Raw genomic sequence first — 19916 nt, 5'->3', positions numbered from 1 at the left:
TACTCACTTTACAAGGTCAAAATGCCCCTATCAGCAGTGAAGAACCAACCCAAAAGAGTGACGTCTGACACTACGCTGGTGTCGCAACAATCCTAGCGGCGTATCAGCTTCCCAGACATACTGATTTGACCTCTCGCAAATGCAATCCGAGCATCAGTAAGGTCGGCCAGAGTAGATAGGTTTGGATTTCAACGTTCTCTCCAAAGGTCAGCAGGAGAACTGTGAGCAACAGCCCGAGCGGCAGCCTCCCGCGTTCCGACTTTATGGCGTCCAGGGTGACGATTGCTAAATGACCGAGGAAAGGAACGAGAAACGCGGCAAATCCGGTCAGCCCTTTCACGAATAGCAATCCGTACCAGGTGTGATGGCTGCCGATCGGCATGTACTCAACAAGATGCGCACCGGGTCTGACTGTGCCGTGCCCGAAAACCATCGCATCCGATTGCCAGCGCTCATACGCTATACGCTGCAGAGTTTCGCGTACGCGGGTACTATCGGCGCGCGCGGATTTGAACCTGTAAAGGGCTCGGTTGCCGAATTCGACAAAGACTGCGCCCCAAACGGCTACGGTGGTGGTGGCTGCAGACAATAGAATCCACCCCAAGCTGCGGGCGACAAGTGGCAAGAGGCGGGGTGACAGCGAGCAGATCACCAATCCGACCATACCCATTCGGGACTTGGACATAAGGATCATCAGAACTCCGGCAGCCAAGCCGATGACCTTCCAGCTGCTGTGTTTTTCTTCCAGGGCAAATAGGACCATGCAGACACCCAACAAGGCTGCGAATGGCGACCAGGGCGCAAAGAACTGCCACCGCGGCGTGCCGCTGGCGGGGTCGATTGTATACAGGTAGACCGAGAAATATTCAGGTCCCGGGCCGCCCACTGCTTTAAGGGGAGATGTAAACAGCAGATGCGGCAGACCGGCATACGGGGCGGCAATGAGCAACGGCAGAAGGCACAAGGTCCAAAGGCCTACCACACATTGCCCTCTGACCAAAACCTCGCGCCGTATTGGCAAAACCGCCCCTGCTAGGATAAACAACGGGATCAGCGCCCAACCCTTTGCCCATCCGATAGTCGATTTGATCGTTTTGGTGGTGCCGAGGTTCCAATCCGCATGGCCTGCCCAAAGTGAGACCAGCAGCACCAGCATGCCAACGCTCCAGATCCAGACCAGAGCAGGTACAGGGCCCGTTGCACGCATATCCAAACGGATCACCGGGCCGAGATAAAGTGACACCCCTGCTATCGTAGCCAACATCCAACCTAGCACCGGACCGACAACATACAGCGCGCCAAGCCCGTAGAACGGCCATGTCCAGATCAGCGTACACCAGACGATCTTTTCGGCTGGCGTTTGAGGGGCCACACGCGTCAAACTGCGGCCTCTTTCTGGTCTTTCAGCAGCTTTGAGATCAGCGGGTTCCGGATCCATGCCAGAACCAAACCCATCAGCAGCATAAGGCTTGCAACGATCCCGGCGGCAATCGAGATCTTCTTGTTCGGCGAAGACGGGCGAGTCGGCAGAGACGGGTTCTCCAGCACTTGGATCAAGGGATAGGAGGCATAGACATCGGTCTTTTTCGACTCGGACCGCGCGATGGCAGAGGCGAACACGGCTTCTGCCACGGCGAAATCTCTCTGCCGGTCCTCCAATTCAGCGGCGATAGGGGCGAGGTCTGACAGGCGCAGGGTTTCCAAACGAACTTGCGCGCGTTGTGTCGCGACATGCTCTTCCAATCCGGCGCGCAAGGCATCTTCGCGCACCAACTCGCTGAGCAACTGCGCCCGTTGCCCTTCCGGCGCGCGATCCAGTCCACCGAGCTGCTCGACCTCAAGACCAGTCACCTGCGCCGCGCGTTTTAAAGCCACCGAACGCGCCCCTTCATATTCGTTTTGGGCATTCACATAGACTGGGTGGCGCGATCCGTAGGTCGCGTCGGCTTGCGCCAGCTTTGCAGCCCCCATCGACACATCCGCAAGCAACGATAGGTACTGCGCATCAGCATAGAGTTTCAGCGTTGCCGCCGCTGCGTCGGAGGGCAGATTCAACGCGACTTGAAGCGCGGCGACACGTTCCGATTGGCGTGCCAGCTCGCTCTCCTGCGTTCGCAGCTCCTGCTTTGCACGGTCATTAGCGGCGACCTGCTCTTGGTATTGCGCGACTGATATCAGACCGCTTTGCGATTGCAGCTGTTTGATCTCGGCCCGCGTGGCCTGAATTGCGCTCGTGTAGTCTTCGATCGCGCCGGTATTGCTGGCCTCACGGGTGGCAATTTCATCGGCGCGCAGGGCGTCAATCTCAGCGAAAAAAGCGGCCACCAAGGCGTCTCCATATTGCTGAGCGTCTGCCGGAGAGGCCGCCTGAAGCTCGATATGGATCAGGCTGGTTTGATCGACCAGTTGCACCCGCGGCTTTCCAAACGCGTCCCGGTCAGCCTCTACCGCCTTGGCTGCCGCGTCGAGTATACGGTCGGCCGACAACAAACGTTTATACGTCTCGGTCGGGCTGATTGACCCGTTGGCAAAGGCGGAATTCGCGTACGAGGATGCCTGACCGATATTGGCCAGATTGACCGATGCCGAAGCGCCAGATCCTGGCAGGATTAATGATGCGTGAGAGGTGTATTTTACAGGCGCGGTCGCCAAATAGCCGCTGATCGGGGCCCAGATGCAACTCGCCCCAAGAAGGTATAATGCCACGTAACGAGGCAGGCGGCCTACATCGCTAAGGCGCCCGCCCTTTACGATGCGGCGCCACCCGAGCGTTCTGAAATTGGATCGGGAAATGCGCACCCAATGCAGAAATTGCATGTCGCGCGTGGACTCAGGGGAGTTCGAAATCTGTTGCGGCATGGAAAAACCCTTTCTTACAAGGGTGATACACCGCATCTGATCGCTGATCATTCGCTCAGCAGGCTAGGGGCCGAGGGGATTGGGAGCGTCCCCTATCCCTTCGGATAGTTAGGCCTAGTACAACCCAGCCTCGCGCGCGGCTAGGGCGGCCTGCGTTCGATTGCTGACACCAACTTTTCGGTACAAAGTCTTCATATGCAGCTTGATCGTCGGCTCTGTCAGATCCAGATCACGAGCGATTTCCTTGTTGGATTTGCCCTCAGTCAGCCCTTTCAGAACTTGCCGCTCACGCTCTGTCAGTTTTTGAGCCATGGGGTGGGAGTCTTCCGGCTGCTCTGCGTTCATGAAACCCGCAGGAAGGTATTGTTCCCCCATCGCCATAAAGCGGATCGCGTTGACCAGAGATTTAGCCGGTAAAGTTTTTGGGACGAAACCGGCTGCACCAAGCTCTAGCGCGCGTTGCGCCAGATCACGCGAGGTGTCGCCGGTAAACAGCGCCACATGCTGGGCACCGTCCAAAGCGATGCAGGTTTCAAGTCCGGCCAACCCGTTCATGCCGGGCATGTTCAGGTCCAGAAGAACCAGATCAAAGGCTCCGTCGTTCTCAATCAAAGTTTTCGCGGCTGGGAAATCCGGCGCGGTCTCCACCTCGATCCCGCCTGCTGCTTCTATGAAGGCAACGAGCGTATCCAAAATAAGGTCGTGGTCGTCAGCAATAAGAACTTTCATCTCAAATCTCCGTCTGCCCCCAACCACACCCAAATGCGTTGGTAAAACATTGAACCCATGGCATGAAGCCTTCCTGACGGACAGGTGAATATCCAATCGGATAGGTCAGCCGGCCGTTTTCACCACGCTATGTGCTGCGGGGTCGTTTTAATAGACCTATTCTCCGATCCCTCTCCGGATGCTCGCCTATCGGTTGCAGGGTCTCATTGGCAGTCTGAAGCCACAGATTGTCATCGTTGATCGGAGAGTTCCATGCAGTTCCTGTCAGTCCAAGATATGCATAAAGGCGCGCAGCCAACACCCAAACCAACTTTGGAAAAGCCTGAGATTTTGGGTCTGCCAGTTGTGAACGCCCGATCCGGACAGGTGATCTCAAAACTGCTGGATGGGACCCGCCGGACTGTGTTTTTCCTGAATGCACATTGCGCAAATATAAGGGCCCGGAACCATACATATCGAGCAGCTTTGGCCCGGGCAGATATGATCCTACCTGACGGAATTGGGGTGGAGGTCACGGCGAAGTTGCAAGGCGTCCCGTTGGCCGAGAATCTGAACGGTACGGATTTTGTTCCAAAACTACTAAAACGTGCCGCGCGTCTTGGCCAGTCGGTCTACCTGTTGGGGGGAAGTCCCGGAACAGCTCAGGCTGCGGCAGCGCGGTTGCAGCACATGATCCCCGATTTGGTCGTGGTTGGTACGCGCGACGGCTATGAAGGGGCAGCGCGGGTTGATGAGGCGATCGACGATATCAACCAATCTGGCGCGGACATTCTGTTGATCGCTATGGGCGTCCCACTGCAGGAGCTTTGGATTACGCAGAACCGTCACCGGCTCGACCCTGGAATCGCGCTTGGCGTGGGTGCTTTGTTCGACTTCCTGGCCGGGAATGTGCGTCGGGCACCGCGCATCGTTCGGCGCGCCCGGATGGAATGGGCATGGCGGTTGGCGATGGAGCCCCGCCGTATGGCCCGCAGATATCTAGTGGGTAATTTCGAATTCCTCGTGCGTGTCGCGCACAATTCTGTTCCCAAGGTCTCAGCATGTCGCCTGCTGGACCTCACTTTGGCGGTGGTCGCGCTGTCTCTTCTGGCCCTTCCCATGGCCGCAATCGCCGCATTGGTGCGATTGGACAGTCGCGGCTCCGCCTTTTTTCGGCAGACACGTATTGGTCGAAACGGGGTGCCCTTTACAATGTACAAATTTCGCTCGATGACGCAGGACGCCGAAGCGCGACGTGCGGATTTGCTCACCCATTCGGATCGTAAGGGCTTGTGCTTCAAAGCCAAAAATGACCCACGCATCACCCGCGTTGGGAAGGTTCTGCGCCGGTTCTCGCTGGATGAATTACCGCAAATCTTCAACGTGCTAAAAGGGGATATGTCGCTGGTCGGCCCGCGCCCAGCTTTGCCCGAAGAGGTTGCTGCCTATCCCGAACAAGCGCTGGAGCGCCTGCAGGTGCGTCCCGGCATCACCGGCCTCTGGCAGGTTTCGGGCCGCGCCGGCATCGGCTTTGACCACATGATCGCGCTGGATGCAGCCTATGTCCGCTCCCGCTCGCCCCTTCTGAACCTCATCCTCATTGCAATGACCGCACGTGCCGTCGTGTCAGGTCGCGGCGCTTACTGATCAAACCTAGGAGCATTGAAATGACAGGTATTCGCAAAGCTGTTTTCCCGGTCGCGGGTCTGGGCACAAGGTTTCTGCCCGCCACCAAATCTGTGGCAAAGGAAATGTTGCCGCTGATCGACCGCCCTTTGATCCAATACGCTGTGGACGAGGCTCGCGCCGCGGGGATTGATGAATTCATCTTCGTCACCTCAACCGGACAATCCGTGCTCGAGGCGTATTTCGGGCGCAACTCAGGGCTGGAGCGCAAACTGAAGGATGGTGGCAAGACCAACCTGCTGAACCGTTTGCGCCGATCGAATCTTGATGATGAGACATACAACTTTATCCAACAAGACAGCCCGCGTGGTTTGGGCCACGCGGTGTCTCTGGCGCGCGACTTTGTCGGTGACGATCCCTTCGCGGTGATCCTGCCGGATGATGTGATCCACGCGCGTCGCCCGGTCCTGGCGCAAATGGTCCAGAACTTTCAAGGCAGCCACATGATCGCAACCGAGGCCGTTCCATCCGACCGGATCAGCGACTATGGCGTGGTCGATATCGCGCATGGGACAGGGCAGGTACAGCATCTGAAAGGGTTGGTCGAAAAGCCCGCGGCCGATCAGGCTCCGTCAGAGTTTGGCATTGTCGGGCGGTATCTGCTGCACCCTTCGATCTTCGATCAGCTGGACGGTTTGGCACCCGGCGCGGGTAATGAAATTCAACTGACCGATGCGATTGCGGCCGATATCGAAGCGACCGGATGCTGCGGTTTCGCTTTTCAAGGAGAGCGCTTCGATTGTGGGTCAGTCGCCGGATATCTTGAGGCAACGACCGTCTTTGCGCTGGAACGTGCCGAGCTGCGTGACGGTTTCAAATCCATGTTGCGTCAGCGCATGAACCTCCTGTCTGCCGCGGCATGAGACCTGCGCACCTATCCGTTCGGATAGGTGCGTATCCCCATGCCCATCTGTCGCGGCGGATCTCTTTCTGGTTTCTTGAGGTCAATGAAGTGGAGACTACGATGCGTATGTTTTTTGCGATCCTCACAGCGGCGTTCATCATTTGCCTGACGCCTGCGCAAGCCGCAGACTTGGGAACTCCGACAGGAGGAGTGGTCCTGACCGTTTCGGGCAACATTGCACAGACCGGCCCCGACGGGGCGGCGCAGTTCGATATGGAAATGTTGCAGGCGCTACCGCAGCGCAGCTTTGAAACCTCGACGATCTGGACTGAAGGCGAGACCACCTTTGTCGGCGTTCCCCTCTCTGTCTTGCTGGAACAGGTCGAAGCAGAAGGTGCTACGATCCGGGCAACGGCGATCAACGACTACGCGGTTGAGATACCTGTGGGCTCAATATCGGCGCAAGACCCGATTGTCGCCTATGAGATGGACGGCGCGGCGATGTCCCGGCGGCATAAAGGTCCGCTATGGATCGTATATCCATATGACAGTGACACCAAGTACCAGACCGAGGTGATTTACTCTCGCAGCATTTGGCAGCTCGACAGGTTGGAAATCGTTAAATAGCGTGGGGTTACAACACAGTGTGAAGTGGGTGATACGGGCCAGACTTTGACAAGAAAATTCCAATACCACTCGCGGCGCCGGTGGGCTCTCGGGCTCATCGGTATCGCTGTTTTGGGCGCCCTTGCTTTGGTCGTGTTGCTGTCCGTCAAGGTGATATCTGACCTAAGCGACCGGCAGTCAGCCCAGACAGATAACGTGCAATGGACGTTGACGCAGGTCGAGGTCGAGTTCCTGTTCTACCTCAACGCGCTTGAGACGGGTGTATCGGACGCAGAGCCAAGCACAGAAAACCTGGACCTTGTCCGGCGCCGTTTCGATCTTTTTTACAGCCGTATCGATATTCTAGACACCTCGCGTCTGTTTGAAACGCTGCGAAGTGACCCGAAATTCGCTGAACCTCTGAACGACGTCTCCGCATATCTGGAGGTCTCGGTGCCTACAATCGATGCTGAGGACCCAGGGTTGAAGGCGGGGCTGCCGGTTCTCTATGACGGCGCGCAGGGGATCGCTCAAAAAGTGCGAGAGCTTTCGGTCTCGGCGATCTCGTACTTTGCAAGCCAGTCGGATCAGCGCCGTGAAGAAACCGCGCTCAGCCTGTTTCAACTGGCCGTTTTGTCCGGGGGATTGTTTGTGACGCTGACCGCGGTCAGCGCCTATCTCTTGGTGGTCAATCGCAAGGCAGAACGACGCGGTGGGGCAATCCAGCAGGCCAACCAGCGCATGAATACGATCCTTTCTACCTCATTGGATGCCGTGATCGTGGTGAACGCCGCCGGCGAAGTGCTGGAGTTCAACCCAGCTGCACAGGCGACTTTCGGGTATTCCGAAGATGAGGCCAAAGGGCGTTCGATCGGCGACTTGATTGTTCCTGCGCATCTACGCGCGGCGCATGATGCAGGCATGGAGCGGATGCAGAGCGGGGGCGACCGCCACGTGGTTGGCAAGGGTCGCGTTCAACTTGAGGCGTTGCGCAAGAATGGCGATGTATTTCCCGTCGAACTCGCTTTGCAATCCGCTCAGGCCGGGAACGAGGAAATTGTTATCGGTTTTGTCCGCGATATCTCACAAAGCGTTGCGGATCAGAAAGAGCTTGTCTCGGCCCGCGACCGTGCCCTTGCCGGGGAAAAGGCCAAGTCGGATTTTCTGACTGTTATGAGTCATGAGATCAGAACCCCGTTGAACGGGTTGCTGGGCAACCTCACCCTTCTCAAGAATACACGCACGACCAAACAGCAGTCTCAGTTTGTCCGCAACATGGAGATCTCGGGCCAGGTTCTGCAAAATCATGTGGATGCAGTCCTGGATATTGCTCGGTTCGAGGCCGGCAAGCTGTCTGTCGCGCACGAGCCAACCGACTTGAACGCGATGTTGCAGGACATTGTGGATGGTCAAAGCGGCAATGCGGCCTCGCGCGGCAATTCAATCTCGTGGCAATGGGTGGGCGGAGCCTATCCGCATGTCGCGACTGACGCGCAAAGGTTGCGGCAAATTCTGCTGAACCTTGTGGGTAATGCGATCAAGTTTACCGAAAATGGCCGTGTGTCTATCGAGGTCGAAAGATGTGAACCTTGCGGTCAGGGTAAAGCGCATGTCTACGAAGTGCGTGTGATCGACAGCGGGGCTGGCATCGCCGAGGATGAGATCGACTCCATTTTTGATGACTTCCACACCAGCGATCCCTCTATCGGTCGAACGGTCGGAGGAACCGGGCTTGGCCTGGGAATTGCCCGCAGGTTCGCGCAGGCCATGGGTGGTGAGGTGGGGGCGGAAAGCACATTGGGCGAAGGAAGCGTTTTTTGGCTGCGGATACCGTTACAGCCGTCAGCGCGCGACCAACTGCTAGAAGCTGCTCAGATCAATACCGAGACCGCTCTCCCGCTGAACTTGTTGGTAGTCGAAGACAACGAGATCAACCTCGAGGTCATCTGCAATATGCTTGCGCTGGACGGGCACCGTGTAACTACGGCGGAGAACGGGCAGGTTGGCGTCGACAAGGCCAGCAGTCAGAGGTTCGATGCGATCCTGATGGATATCAGCATGCCAGTGATGGATGGGCCAACCGCTGCGCGCCATATTCGTGGCGGTCAGGGTCAGTCGACCGATGTGCCGATTATCGCTGTGTCGGCCAATGTCCTGCCAGATGCGGTTGAGAACTTTCGCGCGGCCGGTATGACGGCTTTCATTGGAAAACCGATTTCGCTGAATGCCCTGCGCAGGGCGCTTTCGGTGGTCACGCGCACCGACGGGCAGATTTCGGAGCATGCGCAGCCAGATCCGTTAGCGGAGTTGAAAGGCAGCCTCGGCCCTGAAGTATTTGCCCGCCTGCATGCCAAGTTCATTGCCGAAGGGGATGAATTGGTTGAACAACTAGAAACCGGGGCATTTGACCAGACAGATTTAAGTCAAATAGCTCTGGCCTGTCACAAACTGGCTGGGAGTGCAGCAACCTTCGGCGTGGAAGAGTTTCGAGAGGCGTTAGTTGCGGTAGAGACTGCAGCCAAAGAACACAAAGACATCACTAACAAACTCGCTGCAGTCTCCACTGCTTGGGAGCGGGCGAAATCATCGCCCGCTTGAGATTGACTTAGGGCGCCAGCAGCGCCGCTGCGCCGACGATGCCAACTGCGCGGGCGACCTCGGTCAGGCCGGTAACCTTACTGTCGTAGCATGCAATCGCATCTCCTGGCAGAACATAGGGGTCATAGTCATCGCGATCCCCACGTCGCAGCAGCTTTTCGATATTGCGTTCAATAACGATCGAGTTCCCGGTCATCGGGTTGCGGGTGAACAGGACCGCGCTGCGATTGGCATTGGTGGTCTTGGCCCCACCGACGCAATTGGTATCGACTACGGCCTGCAGGTAGCGCGTGCCATAGGGTACCTCACGCACGTCTCTTCCAATGGCCGACTCAGCGTTGCCGGTGGCAGGTTGCGTGAGGTTGGACATATAAAGTGTTACGCCGGGCGGGCTGATCGGGCTGGGACGCATCAACTCATCCTGGAAACACCCTCGGCTGTTGATCACGATCTGATCCCCGGTCAGCAGCATGATGTCGGTCGGATCCGAGCCTTCGAACACCCCGCGCAGGTCCATCCGGTAGATCGTGCCCTGCCGGTGCAGCTCAACTGCTGACAGATCCGCATCCGGGCGCACACCTCCGGAAGCGCGAATGGCGACCGAGAGGTTGCGCGCCTCGGTCGAGGCACCCAGCACGCCCTGACGCCCTCGATCCAATACGTCGCCGGGGATGCCTCCGATCTCGACTGAATGGGGTTCAAACACCGCGCCTTTCACGCCGACAGTGACCGAGGCGAAATCGCTGATGCGCGCCGTGACGCGCGGGGTACTGTCGTAGAACTGTGCGGCTACCAGAACCCGGGCCACGTCCCGCTCGACCTGCTCGGTCGTTCTGCCCTGCGCGCGCACCGGCGGCAGGTACGGCAGCTTCAGGTCGCCATCGCGGGACACAACATAGGTGTCGCTGAGAAGCTCATCCCCGTCGATGGTGATCTGCACCATATCATTGCGCGAAAGTTTCTCGCCCAGCAAAGGGCTAAGCGCGTGTTTAGACCATTTGGCAAAGGCGTCTTTGCCCTGATCCCCGGTCGGAGGCATACAGGCGCGCCCGTTCAAGTGTTCCGCTTGCAGCAAGGGCGCATTTGCCCGGCGCCGTGATGGGGCACGGTACTGGGCCTGATAGCTTTCGCCTTTTGCGACGGGTTCGATGTTGCGCGGGGTCTTCATGCTGCTGCAACCCGACAGAGCAATCGCGCTGACGGCCCCTAAAACCAAAACTTTGAAATGTCGTTTCATTTTGAACTCTCCTGAACTGCATCCACAGCTACAGCAGTGTCTTGATGTGTGTCAGACCGGCATCGGGATTGCCGTTTATCCCAATCGGATAGGTCGCTCGCCCGATGGTTCGTCTGGCTGTCCGCCCGCGTCTGGGACAGGGATGTCGCTGCCAATTAGAACTTATCCCAACACTGTTTTTGGACACTTGGCGATATGACTCAGCGATTGGTACATTCCAGTTTCCTGCGGCACCTGCTAGCCTATGCGGTGTCCGAAGTGGCGGCAAAAGCCTCACGCCTTGCGGTGGTCGTGGTTGTGGCCCGCACTCTCAGCCCCGAGGCTATAGGGCTGGCTGCCGCTGCCCTCGCGGCAGGGGATATCCTAAAGGCGCTAACCGAGAACGGCGTGGGGCAGAGGATCATCCAAGCCCCGCATTCCGAGCTGGAACAGCGCTGCAACACCGCGCATCGTATCTTCTGGGTCTGGTGCGGGGCGCTGTTTTTGCTGCAGGTGACCATCGCCATTGCCCTCTATGCGATAGGGCACCAGACCCTGGCGCTGCTGCTCGCTATTCTGGCCGGAGAGTACCTGTTCATGCCCGCCGGTCTGGTGCAGGCCGCGCTTGCGATGCGTGAGGGCAAGCTACAAAAGACAGCCGCTGTTGCCGGAGGGCAGGTGGTTGGCGCAAATGCTATGGCCGCGCTACTGGCGCTGCTCTGGGCCTCACCGCTGGCTTTGGTGCTGCCCCGATTGCTGGCCGCCCCGATTTGGCTGGTCCTGATGCGCCGTCTACGTCCCTGGGCATCAAACGCGCCGCGCGGGTTTGCCGCACTTCGCCCCTTTGTTGACTTTGGCTGGGCTGTTCTGGGGGTTGAGGTTGTCAAAGTTCTGCGTTTGCAGGCCGACAAGCTTGTGGTTGGCGCGATGCTGGGGGCCGAGAGCCTTGGCATCTACTTCATGGCTTTCAATGCTGGGCTCGGCTTGGCGACATCGTTCACGCAGGCCTTTTCAGTCGTTCTTTTCCCACATCTTTGCGCAGCCCCGGATAAAACCAAGGCGCTGCGTCATGGGCTCGGCACGTCCCTCCTGGTGCTGAGCCCGTTGGTTTTGCTGCAAGCCGCGCTTGCACCGATCTACGTGCCGCTGCTGCTGGGTGCTGAGTGGCAGCAGATTTCACCGGTCGTCTCGGTCTTGTGCCTTGCCGCATTGCCCAGCGTCATCTGGTCCGCCGTGGCCGGCTGGCTGCGGTCCGAGAACCGCGCGATCACCGAGCTACGAGTCAGCACGGCCCTTGCATTCGCATTGATCCTCAACACCGCGATCATGGCGCCGTTCGGGCTGATGCCGCTGGCGATGGGATACCTGATGACCAGTGCTGCCCTCATGTTGATCGCCTCTTGGGTTCTGCTGCCTCGGGATCAAAAGACAACAGAGAGGTTCGGCTTCCAATGACCCGCTTTACCATCATCGTGCCGTTTCACACCGATGCGGACACAATTGCTGACACGTTGACCAGCATTCGCGCGCAAAGCTTCACGGAATGGGAGGCGATCTGCGTCGGCGATCGTCCCTCGAAGGCGTGCCTGTCTATTGTGCTGAATCACATTGCCCAAGACCACCGTATCCGGATCGCAAGCAGCCCCTTCGATGGCCCAAGTGCCGCCCGCAACTATGGGGCCGAACTGGCCAAGGGAGACATGCTGGCGTTCTGCGATGCAGACGATCTGTGGCACAAGGACAAGCTGGCGCAGCTGAACGAAGCCTTCCAATCCTCTTCGACGGATGCGGTTTTTGGGCAGATCAGGTTCTTCGCCGATCAGCTCGGAGATTCTCAGACATGCTCGAGGGTTCCTAACGCACCACTGACCATTCAGGACCTGTTGGCTGAGAACCCGGTCTGCACCATGTCCAACCTTTCAATCCGTCGCGAGGTCTTTAACGCCGTTGGCGGGTTGGACGCGAGAACGGTGCATAACGAAGACTTGGAGCTGTTGATCCGCCTAGCAGGCGAAGGGTTCGCCATCAAAGGGGTGGATCAATTTCAGGTCTGGTATCGCACCAGCGCCCGGGGCTTGTCCTCGGATTTGGCCGCCATGCGCGCTGGGCGGGCCTACGCGGTCAAAACAGCCGCATCATATGGCGTGTTCCCGTCGCGGTCGTCCGAGGCCGTCTATCTTCGCTATCTCGCCCGCCGGGCGTTGCGCTTAGGGCATCAGGGTCAGGCGCTGTCTTACACCCGCAAAGGCTTGAGCCTGCATGCGCGCAGTTTTCTGCTGCCCCTGCGCCGAGGACTGCCTACCGCCGCAGGGGCCGCGCTGGCCCCGATCCTGCCGCAAGCGATCAAAAGCGCGTTGTTTTCTTAAGAATTCTGAAGGAGATCACCATGCCCACAGCATCAATCGTCGTACCCGCTTACAATGCCGAAGCAACCTTGGCCGAAACGCTCGCCTCACTGCAGGCGCAGACCTATGACGATTTCGAAATCATCATCGTCGACGATGGATCGCAGGACGCGACCTCCGAGATTGCTCGCGCGCATCAAGGCGACACACGCGTACGACTTGTCCGGCAAGCCAATCGTGGGCTGGCGGGGGCAAGAAATACTGGCATCGCTGCCGCGCGGGGTAAATTAGTCGGCTTTTGCGACGCCGACGATCTGTGGATGCCCGAAAAGCTGGCGGCTCATGTTCACCATCTCAAGGCCGAACCGGACGTGGGGGTTAGTTACTCGGGCAGTGCCTTGATCGACGAAGCGGGGTGCATGATGAGGATCAAACAAGCACCCCGCCTGAAGAATGTGACCGCAGCACATGTTCTGAACCGCAACCCGATCGGCAACGGATCGGCGGCCGTTATTCGAAAGACAGTGCTGGAGGCTTTGGCCTACCGCCCGAGCTTTGAAACCGAGCGGGATTGGGTCTTCGATGAGACCTTCCGTCAGTCCGAAGATATCGAATGCTGGATGCGGCTGATGTTGAAGACCGATTGGCAGATCGAAGGTGTTCCGGGGCTGCTGACCCACTACCGGATCAATGCAGGCGGGCTTTCGGCGGCTTTAGATCGCCAGTTAGAGGCGTGGGAGAGGATGGTCGCGAAGCTGCGCCCGCTGAACCCTGAATTCTTTGCCCGGCACGAACCCTCGTCCCGTGCTTATCAGCTGCGCTATCTGGCGCGGCGGGCTATCACCAACCTCGATCGGGACAAAGCTTGGGAGTTGTTTGCATGCAGCGTCCAGGAAAGCCTCCGCCCGGTGTTTGAGGAACCTGTGAAAACGTTCAGCACTTTCGCCGCAGCCCTTGTGTTGAAAACGTTTGGACCCGGCCCGATCACCCGGCTGGGACAAATGAAATCCAAACTGCAATCGATCTGAGAGAGGCGTCACCATGGAACAGAAAAAGATACTCCACCTGGTGGACGACACGACAGCGGGCGGCGTGATGCGGATGCTCGACCATCTTTTGGCGCAATCAGATCTGTCCGAAACGGTCGATCAAAAGGTGTTGAAGGTCAAACGGACTGCATTTTCTTGGGGCAAACTGAATGCGGATGTCATCGTGTCCCACGTCGTACCAAGCTGGAGAAGCTTACCCGCGTTCTCGGCGCTTCGCGCAATGCATCTGGACACTCGACTGGTCCATGTCGAACACAGTTACACCCGGGCATTCACCACTCTGAATGTCCCACACAAACGTCGGTTCTTTGCAATGCTGAGGGTGATCTATTCCTTCTTCGATCAGGTGGTCGCGGTCAGCCATTCGCAGTCGGGCTGGATGAAGGAAAGACGCCTGGCCGCCTCGGAAAAGCTGATCGTCATTCCTCCGACCGTTGATCTTGAGCAGTTGTCGCGCAACACGATGCCCCCCAAGTCAAAGACCACAATTGGTGCCATCGGGCGGCTCGAGCAGCAGAAAGGCTTCGACATCCTGATCCAAGGCTTTCGGTTAACCCGAACTCCGGGCGCGCGTTTGTTGATCTTTGGCGAAGGCAGTCAGCGTTTATACCTTGAGACACTGGCAGAGGGTGACCCGCGCATAGAATTTCGGGGCTACGCCGAGGACCCTGCAGAGGCCTATCAAGCCGTCGATATTGTTGCGATTCCGTCGCGTTGGGAGGCTTACGGACTTGTGCTGGACGAAGCGCTTGCCGCGAAGCGCAATGTGATCGCCAGTAAAGTTGATGGGTTACGTGACCGTGAAGGAGATACGAGAGTTTCATTCTGCAACCTTGACCCTTATGATTGGCGACTTGCGATCAATAATTTTCTGCTTTCCAACACTATTGAGAAAAGCAGCTGAATCAAAATTTGACACTGGATCTTTTGCGTTATTGCCGAGCCATTCACTGCAAAATCAACTGTGATTTCAAAGAAATTGCCTGAGGCCAGCTTTGCGTTTTGTGCGCGAGCCTACTTAGCGCAGTACATCTTGGTGCCCTCAGTGGACTGCGAGCGGTTATTGCCTTGTGCCAAGTGGACGGCAGCTATGTCCGCAGAGCAGAAATTCGCCCAAACTTTGCGAGCGACCGCTGAGAGCCCAAAGCCGCTATTTCCATCGTGCAGCTGTGCTTTAAAAATACGCTGATTGCTGTGAGCTCAAAGAAGACGTGGAGTTTCCCTAAACCTACCGTTTTTCGAAACTTTTTAGGGCTAGCACACACGGTGCATTGGTACTTCGGCATCGTAATAGAATAGTTGTTTTTAAAATCAAAAGTTAGTAAATGCCCCGCGTCGATTGCCCTGGGATGGGATCGACGCAGGACTGTAGGAAAGTGCTAGGTAATCAAAACGATGCCCGCACTCACTACGGGAAACATCTTGATATATTGATGTTTGATTTTTCTATGTATCCAATTTGCATATTTGATAGGGCCAACTGCTGTCAATTTCGGAGAGCGTAATACGACAACTCCTCACGGTGGTACGTTTTGGCGGCAAGTTTCCTGAGTACTTTCTTAGATCTGTTTGGCCGCTTTTTTCGATTGTTCCAGTTGAAGTTATTCCAAAACGGTCGCATAAAAAACAACAAAGATGGAAAAAGCTTTCGTGAAAACAGTAAGTGAGCTTTGTGGTTCTGTTTTCCGTGCTGCGCTCCGACTTTCCCTGAAACTCATTCTGGATGTTAATACGGCCCACGACCGGTAGAGAGATGGAAGAGGGCGGTGGGTAGCAGTTACTCGAACTGGCGTAAGCGTTTTCCGGAGAGTACATATTTCCGGCTGATCTGGGTGAGTGATCAGATCTAGAGTTAGACCCAAACTAAGTATCTGTTGATCACTGCGGAACATTCAAACATCAAGATAATTCTGGATTTTTTGAGTCTGTGTGTGCTCTCTTCGACTGTTAAGGCAGTAGGGGACAGACAGATGAAACAATCACTGAGAACGTTAATGATTTGGTCATTCGTTTGGTTCACGGCATTTTCGAGTGCTTTTCCTGCCGGCGCGCAAGAAACTGAGGCGGACAAAGAGGCTGTGGAGGTCGAGAATGACGATCTTATTAATGAAGTCGTAGATGAGATGATTGCAGCCGACGATCTCGAGATCCTGCTTGTTCCCTTAACTGCGGAAGAGCTTTCCCAGATCGCTGGTACTTGGAAGAGTTATGTGCGCTCTCGGCTTGAAGAAGTCGCGCGAGTAAACTTGCAACTTCGGTCGGCGAGCGGAACTCGCGAAGACAACTTGCGATCTCGGTTGTCCTCTTTGAACGACTCTGGATCAGACATTCTCAACAACTATCGCCTGGTACTCGAAGCGTGGACCCTGAAAGGCGCAAAGGCGGAAGATCTGGAGCCGCATACTGACTATATTCTCGCGTTGAAAACGGGAGCCCTAAAAACGACCGATCTTCAAACACTTTTTCAGAACGCTTGGGCGTGGTTGTTCTCTTGGGATGGGGGCGTCGGTCTGCTGATGGCCGGTCTGGGTGTTTTGTTGGCAGTGTGGGCCATGATGTTCATTGCTCGAATGGTGCGACGGGTCGCTGAACAGGGGCTGAATAAAATTCCAACTATTTCCAGAATGCTTAAACGCTTCATTGCCACCGCCGTGTACTGGGCGGTTTTCGTCCTTGGCATTCTCGTCGTTTTAGCTTTGTTCGGAGTTAATGTTACACCGCTTTTTGCCGTGCTCGGCGGTTTGTCGTTCATCCTAGGTTTTGCGTTGCAGGAAACGCTGGGAAACCTCGCAAGCGGTCTGATGATCATGGTTCTCAAGCCATTCGACACTGGCGACTATATCCAAATAGGCGGCTCATCTGGGTTTGTGGATGAGATGTCGGTGGTTTCAACCAAGATTAGAACATTCGACAATCAGATTATCATAGTCCCGAACAGCAAGATTTGGGGGGACGTAATAACCAATGTAAGCGCATCCGAAGAACGTCGCGTCGATCTGGTCTTTGGCATCGCCTATTCGGACAACGCTGCCCAAGCAATTGAAGTGCTCAAAGACTTGGTTGCGCGACACCAGCTTTGCCTGAAGACGCCAGAACCAGAGATCTTCGTGGGTGAGTTGGGAGACAACTCCGTCAACATCTTCTGTCGCCCTTGGTCCAAGTCAGATGACTATTGGACCGTTTTTTGGGACCTGACCGGCCAAGCAAAAGAGCGGTTTGACAAAGAAGGAATATCTATACCGTTCCCGCAACGCGATGTGCACATTATTCCCGCAGAAGGAGCAAAATCATGAGGGCTCTTACACTTTGGTTGCTTACACTTCTATTCGTCTGCGGTGTCGCGTTTGCTCAGTCAGAAGATATTCTCACACCGATTGAAGAGATGGAGGATCCCGAGTTTATAGCTCCAGTGATAGTGGATGGCGAAGAGTTGTTCTTGGTTCGCGGATCAAGTGCGTTGCCCGCTGCCGAGCGAGCGAGAAAGATTGAAGGTCGAATTGCTCAAGTCGCCGATGCTTCTACGAGTGCGTCGGTTCAAGCTCAAGTTTCGGACGCTGAATTTGGGAAAATGATACGTGTCGACGGGCAAATGGTCACAATAACCACCCAAGCCGACGCCGAGCACGAACAAATGGCTATTGAAGTTCTGGCTGGGCTTCAGGCTGAAGCGATTGAGACTGCAATCCTTCAATACCGAGATGCTCGATCCAATGAAGGCAGAGTAGATAGTGCGATGGTTGCATTTGCTTGGACGGCAGTATTCGCCCTCGCTTCATATGCGTTCTTTGCGAAACGGCGAAAGCTTTTAGACTTCATCAGAAACAACTTGCAAAAAAGAGCTGAAAGCGTTGAGGAAGCCACAAAATCGATCTTGAGAAGCAGGGCAATCGCGTCGATTATTGTCTATTTAATCCACCTATTGATGTGGGTCTTGTTCCTTTTCTTTTTCTACTACTATCTTTCATTGGTGCTGCTCTCCTTTGCTGAAACGCAAGGCATAGCCCAGATCCTATTGAAATACGTGAGCGAGCCGCTTGTAACTGTAGTTTTGGCAATTTTTGGATATGTCCCTAACTTGATCATGCTCGCAATCATCGCAGCTGTGACACGGTTAGGAACTCGAGGCCTCGATCTTTTTTTCGACAACGTCGAGAGCGGTGCATTCCAACTGAAAGATTTTGAAGATCATTGGATTGCACCAACAAAAATGCTGTGTAGGGCTGTGCTGATTGTTATCGCGCTGGTGTTTGCCTACCCTTATATTCCCGGATCTGACTCTCGAGCCTTCCAAGGCCTGACTATTCTTGCCGGTATCATGGTATCGTTAGGTTCGAACACGGTCGTCTCGAATATGATGGCAGGTTTGTTTGTCATCTATAGGCGCAGTACCAATGTAGGCGATCGAATTCAGGTTGGGGACAAGATTGGCGACGTCACCGAGATTAAACTGATGGAAACACTCATCAAATCGATCAAGAATGAGATGATAAGCATTCCAAATTCACAGCTACTCAATTCCGAGGTCGTAAACTACTCGCGTAAAGTGGATGGTCGAGGGCTGTTGGTCCACACGACAGTAGGGATAGGATACGAGGAGCCACCAAAGAAGATCAAAGCGATGCTGATAGAGGCAGCTCATCGAACTCAAGGGTTAAGAAAGAACCCTGAACCTTTTGTGCTTTGGACGCAGCTGGCTGACTACGCAATCAATTATGAGATCAACGCATATACATCGCGCGGATCGAGCCTGCCCAAGATTTTGTCTGATTTGCGCGAAAACATTGTCGATGTGTTTAATGAAAACGGAACGCAGATAATGACACCGTCTTACATCGCAGACCCGCCGGCACCCAAAATTTCGACAGAAGAATGGGACGGCAAGCTTGCTCATCAAGTTGAATAAACCGAATTAAACAATTGGCTTTCAGTGTTGGTATTTGAGTTTCGTGTTGTAGAAAACGGTGATTGAGAACGCTTGTCTGCTTTTTCAGCCTTGCAGACACAGTCTGCACGCAGGAGATTTCAGACATGAAGAACCGAAAGCTCTACCTTGGTCCCCTTACTGACAATAGACGCTGGGATATGGTTCGCATCCGCCCAGACGATGTTTTCGTAGTGACACCTCCGAAATGCGGAACCACCTGGATGCAAACGATCGTATCTCTTTTGTTTTCTGGTGATCCCGAAGTTGAAACGGAGTTGTCCCTAAAAATGCCTTGGGTGGACGTCCGAATTCGAGAGATGCCTGAAGTCGCTGAACGGCTCGAAGCTATGAAGCATCGGCGCAGCATGAAAAGCCACACGCCAATGGATGGGCTACCTCTAGATGATCAAGCGCAGTACATCTGTGTGTTTCGTCATCCACTGGATGCGCATTTCTCCTTTCGCAAACACGTGAAAAACATCCCAATGACCTGGTTTGACTCCTGGTTTCCCGAGAACGATGAAGAGGGCATCACGTTCCGCCGCTTTCTGGACGGTGGAGCGGAGGGATTCGATGGAGATGCAATGCCGCTCGCACATATTCTCCAGCATTACAAAGCTGCTGCGGCAGTTTCCGACCGTCCGAACGTATCGCTTTTCCACTATGCGGATATGACACGGGATTTGAAAGGCACGTTCTCCAGACTGGCTGACATCTTGGACATGACCTACTCCGAAGCAGTCATGGAACAACTTGTTCAGGCTGCGACTTCGACAATATGAAGGACAAGGCAGAGCGCTATGCTCCATCAGGTGGTAAGGGGTTCCTCAGGTCGGATGCTGAGTTTTTCCACAGCGGTACGAGTGGCAAATGGCTCGGAAAACTTACGGTCGACGAACTGGCAAACTACGACAGCGTAATGAATGCATATCTAGATCCCAAAGATCGAGCGTGGTTGGAGTATGGCTCTCGGGGAGAAGTCGATACCTAGACATCGTTGTCGGCCTTCTCAAGGTAGCTACGCTTTGTCCGCACACCCGAAATTGGCTAACGTTGTTCCCGACGCCTAAAACGCGGTGGT

General features: G+C 55.5%; 15 protein-coding genes. 11 read left to right on the top strand and 4 right to left on the bottom strand.

Annotation, left to right across the window (positions count from 1 at the left end; genetic code table 11):
• Positions 1-103 precede the first annotated feature (103 nt).
• The 3 genes from GOV38_RS19605 to GOV38_RS19595 all read right to left on the bottom strand — a co-directional run bounded on the left by GOV38_RS19605 (position 104) and on the right by GOV38_RS19595 (position 3588).
• On the bottom strand, positions 104-1372 hold the full coding sequence (locus tag GOV38_RS19605) for an O-antigen ligase domain-containing protein (RefSeq protein ID WP_371808552.1): 1269 nt from the start codon (positions 1370-1372) through the stop codon (positions 104-106).
• Positions 1373-1377: 5 nt separating this feature from the next.
• Positions 1378-2859 carry a hypothetical protein gene (locus tag GOV38_RS19600; RefSeq protein ID WP_171210270.1) on the bottom strand — a complete coding sequence of 494 codons (1482 nt, stop codon included), beginning with the start codon at positions 2857-2859 and terminating at the stop codon, positions 1378-1380.
• A gap of 114 nt (positions 2860-2973) precedes the next feature.
• Positions 2974-3588 carry a response regulator transcription factor gene (locus tag GOV38_RS19595; protein WP_171210269.1) on the bottom strand — a complete coding sequence of 205 codons (615 nt, stop codon included), beginning with the start codon at positions 3586-3588 and terminating at the stop codon, positions 2974-2976.
• Positions 3589-3840: 252 nt separating this feature from the next.
• Between GOV38_RS19595 and GOV38_RS19590 the strand changes: the two genes are divergently transcribed.
• From GOV38_RS19590 to GOV38_RS19575, 4 genes are all read left to right on the top strand, one after another.
• Complete coding sequence (locus tag GOV38_RS19590; protein ID WP_254430675.1) at positions 3841-5214, top strand: WecB/TagA/CpsF family glycosyltransferase; 1374 nt, start codon at positions 3841-3843, stop codon at positions 5212-5214.
• Positions 5215-5234: 20 nt separating this feature from the next.
• Complete coding sequence (locus GOV38_RS19585) at positions 5235-6116, top strand: UTP--glucose-1-phosphate uridylyltransferase (RefSeq protein ID WP_170752081.1); 882 nt, start codon at positions 5235-5237, stop codon at positions 6114-6116.
• 101 nt (positions 6117-6217) lie between these two features.
• Positions 6218-6724, top strand: coding sequence for a molybdopterin-dependent oxidoreductase (locus GOV38_RS19580; protein WP_171210268.1), 507 nt, complete (start codon positions 6218-6220; stop codon positions 6722-6724).
• A gap of 45 nt (positions 6725-6769) precedes the next feature.
• A complete protein-coding gene (locus tag GOV38_RS19575) occupies positions 6770-9301 on the top strand; it encodes an ATP-binding protein (protein ID WP_171210267.1) in 2532 nt (843 codons plus the stop codon).
• A 7-nt stretch (positions 9302-9308) separates the two neighbouring features.
• Here the strand turns inward: GOV38_RS19575 and GOV38_RS19570 are convergent, their stop codons facing one another.
• The gene (locus GOV38_RS19570; protein WP_171210266.1) at positions 9309-10538 is read right to left on the bottom strand and encodes a polysaccharide biosynthesis/export family protein; all 1230 of its coding nucleotides are present in this window, start codon (positions 10536-10538) and stop codon (positions 9309-9311) included.
• Between the two features lie 195 nt (positions 10539-10733).
• Here GOV38_RS19570 and GOV38_RS19565 point away from each other — a divergent pair, with 195 nt between their 5' ends.
• The 7 genes from GOV38_RS19565 to GOV38_RS19535 all read left to right on the top strand — a co-directional run bounded on the left by GOV38_RS19565 (position 10734) and on the right by GOV38_RS19535 (position 19617).
• A complete protein-coding gene (locus tag GOV38_RS19565) occupies positions 10734-11972 on the top strand; it encodes an oligosaccharide flippase family protein (protein ID WP_171130712.1) in 1239 nt (412 codons plus the stop codon).
• Entirely contained in the window at positions 11969-12883 is a 915-nt protein-coding gene (locus GOV38_RS19560) for a glycosyltransferase family 2 protein (RefSeq protein WP_171210265.1), read from the top strand. The genes GOV38_RS19565 and GOV38_RS19560 overlap by 4 nt, the downstream gene beginning before the upstream one ends.
• 20 nt (positions 12884-12903) lie before the next feature.
• A complete protein-coding gene (locus GOV38_RS19555; RefSeq protein ID WP_171210264.1) occupies positions 12904-13890 on the top strand; it encodes a glycosyltransferase family 2 protein in 987 nt (328 codons plus the stop codon).
• A gap of 13 nt (positions 13891-13903) precedes the next feature.
• The gene (locus GOV38_RS19550; protein ID WP_171210263.1) at positions 13904-14815 is read left to right on the top strand and encodes a glycosyltransferase family 4 protein; all 912 of its coding nucleotides are present in this window, start codon (positions 13904-13906) and stop codon (positions 14813-14815) included.
• A gap of 1066 nt (positions 14816-15881) precedes the next feature.
• Entirely contained in the window at positions 15882-17204 is a 1323-nt protein-coding gene (locus GOV38_RS19545; protein WP_171210262.1) for a mechanosensitive ion channel family protein, read from the top strand.
• Positions 17201-18814, top strand: a complete 1614-nt coding sequence (locus GOV38_RS19540) for a mechanosensitive ion channel family protein (RefSeq protein WP_254430674.1) — start codon at positions 17201-17203, stop codon at positions 18812-18814. Before GOV38_RS19545 ends, GOV38_RS19540 begins: the two co-directional genes overlap by 4 nt.
• A 125-nt stretch (positions 18815-18939) precedes the next feature.
• On the top strand, positions 18940-19617 hold the full coding sequence (locus GOV38_RS19535; RefSeq protein ID WP_171210261.1) for a sulfotransferase domain-containing protein: 678 nt from the start codon (positions 18940-18942) through the stop codon (positions 19615-19617).
• Positions 19618-19916: the final 299 nt, after the last annotated feature.

The sequence above is a fragment of the Ruegeria sp. HKCCA5839 genome, assembly GCF_013035585.1.
Taxonomy (GTDB): Bacteria; Pseudomonadota; Alphaproteobacteria; order Rhodobacterales; family Rhodobacteraceae; genus Ruegeria.
Note: the sequence above shows the minus strand (reverse complement) of the source record. Positions and strands in the feature narration are given on the sequence as shown.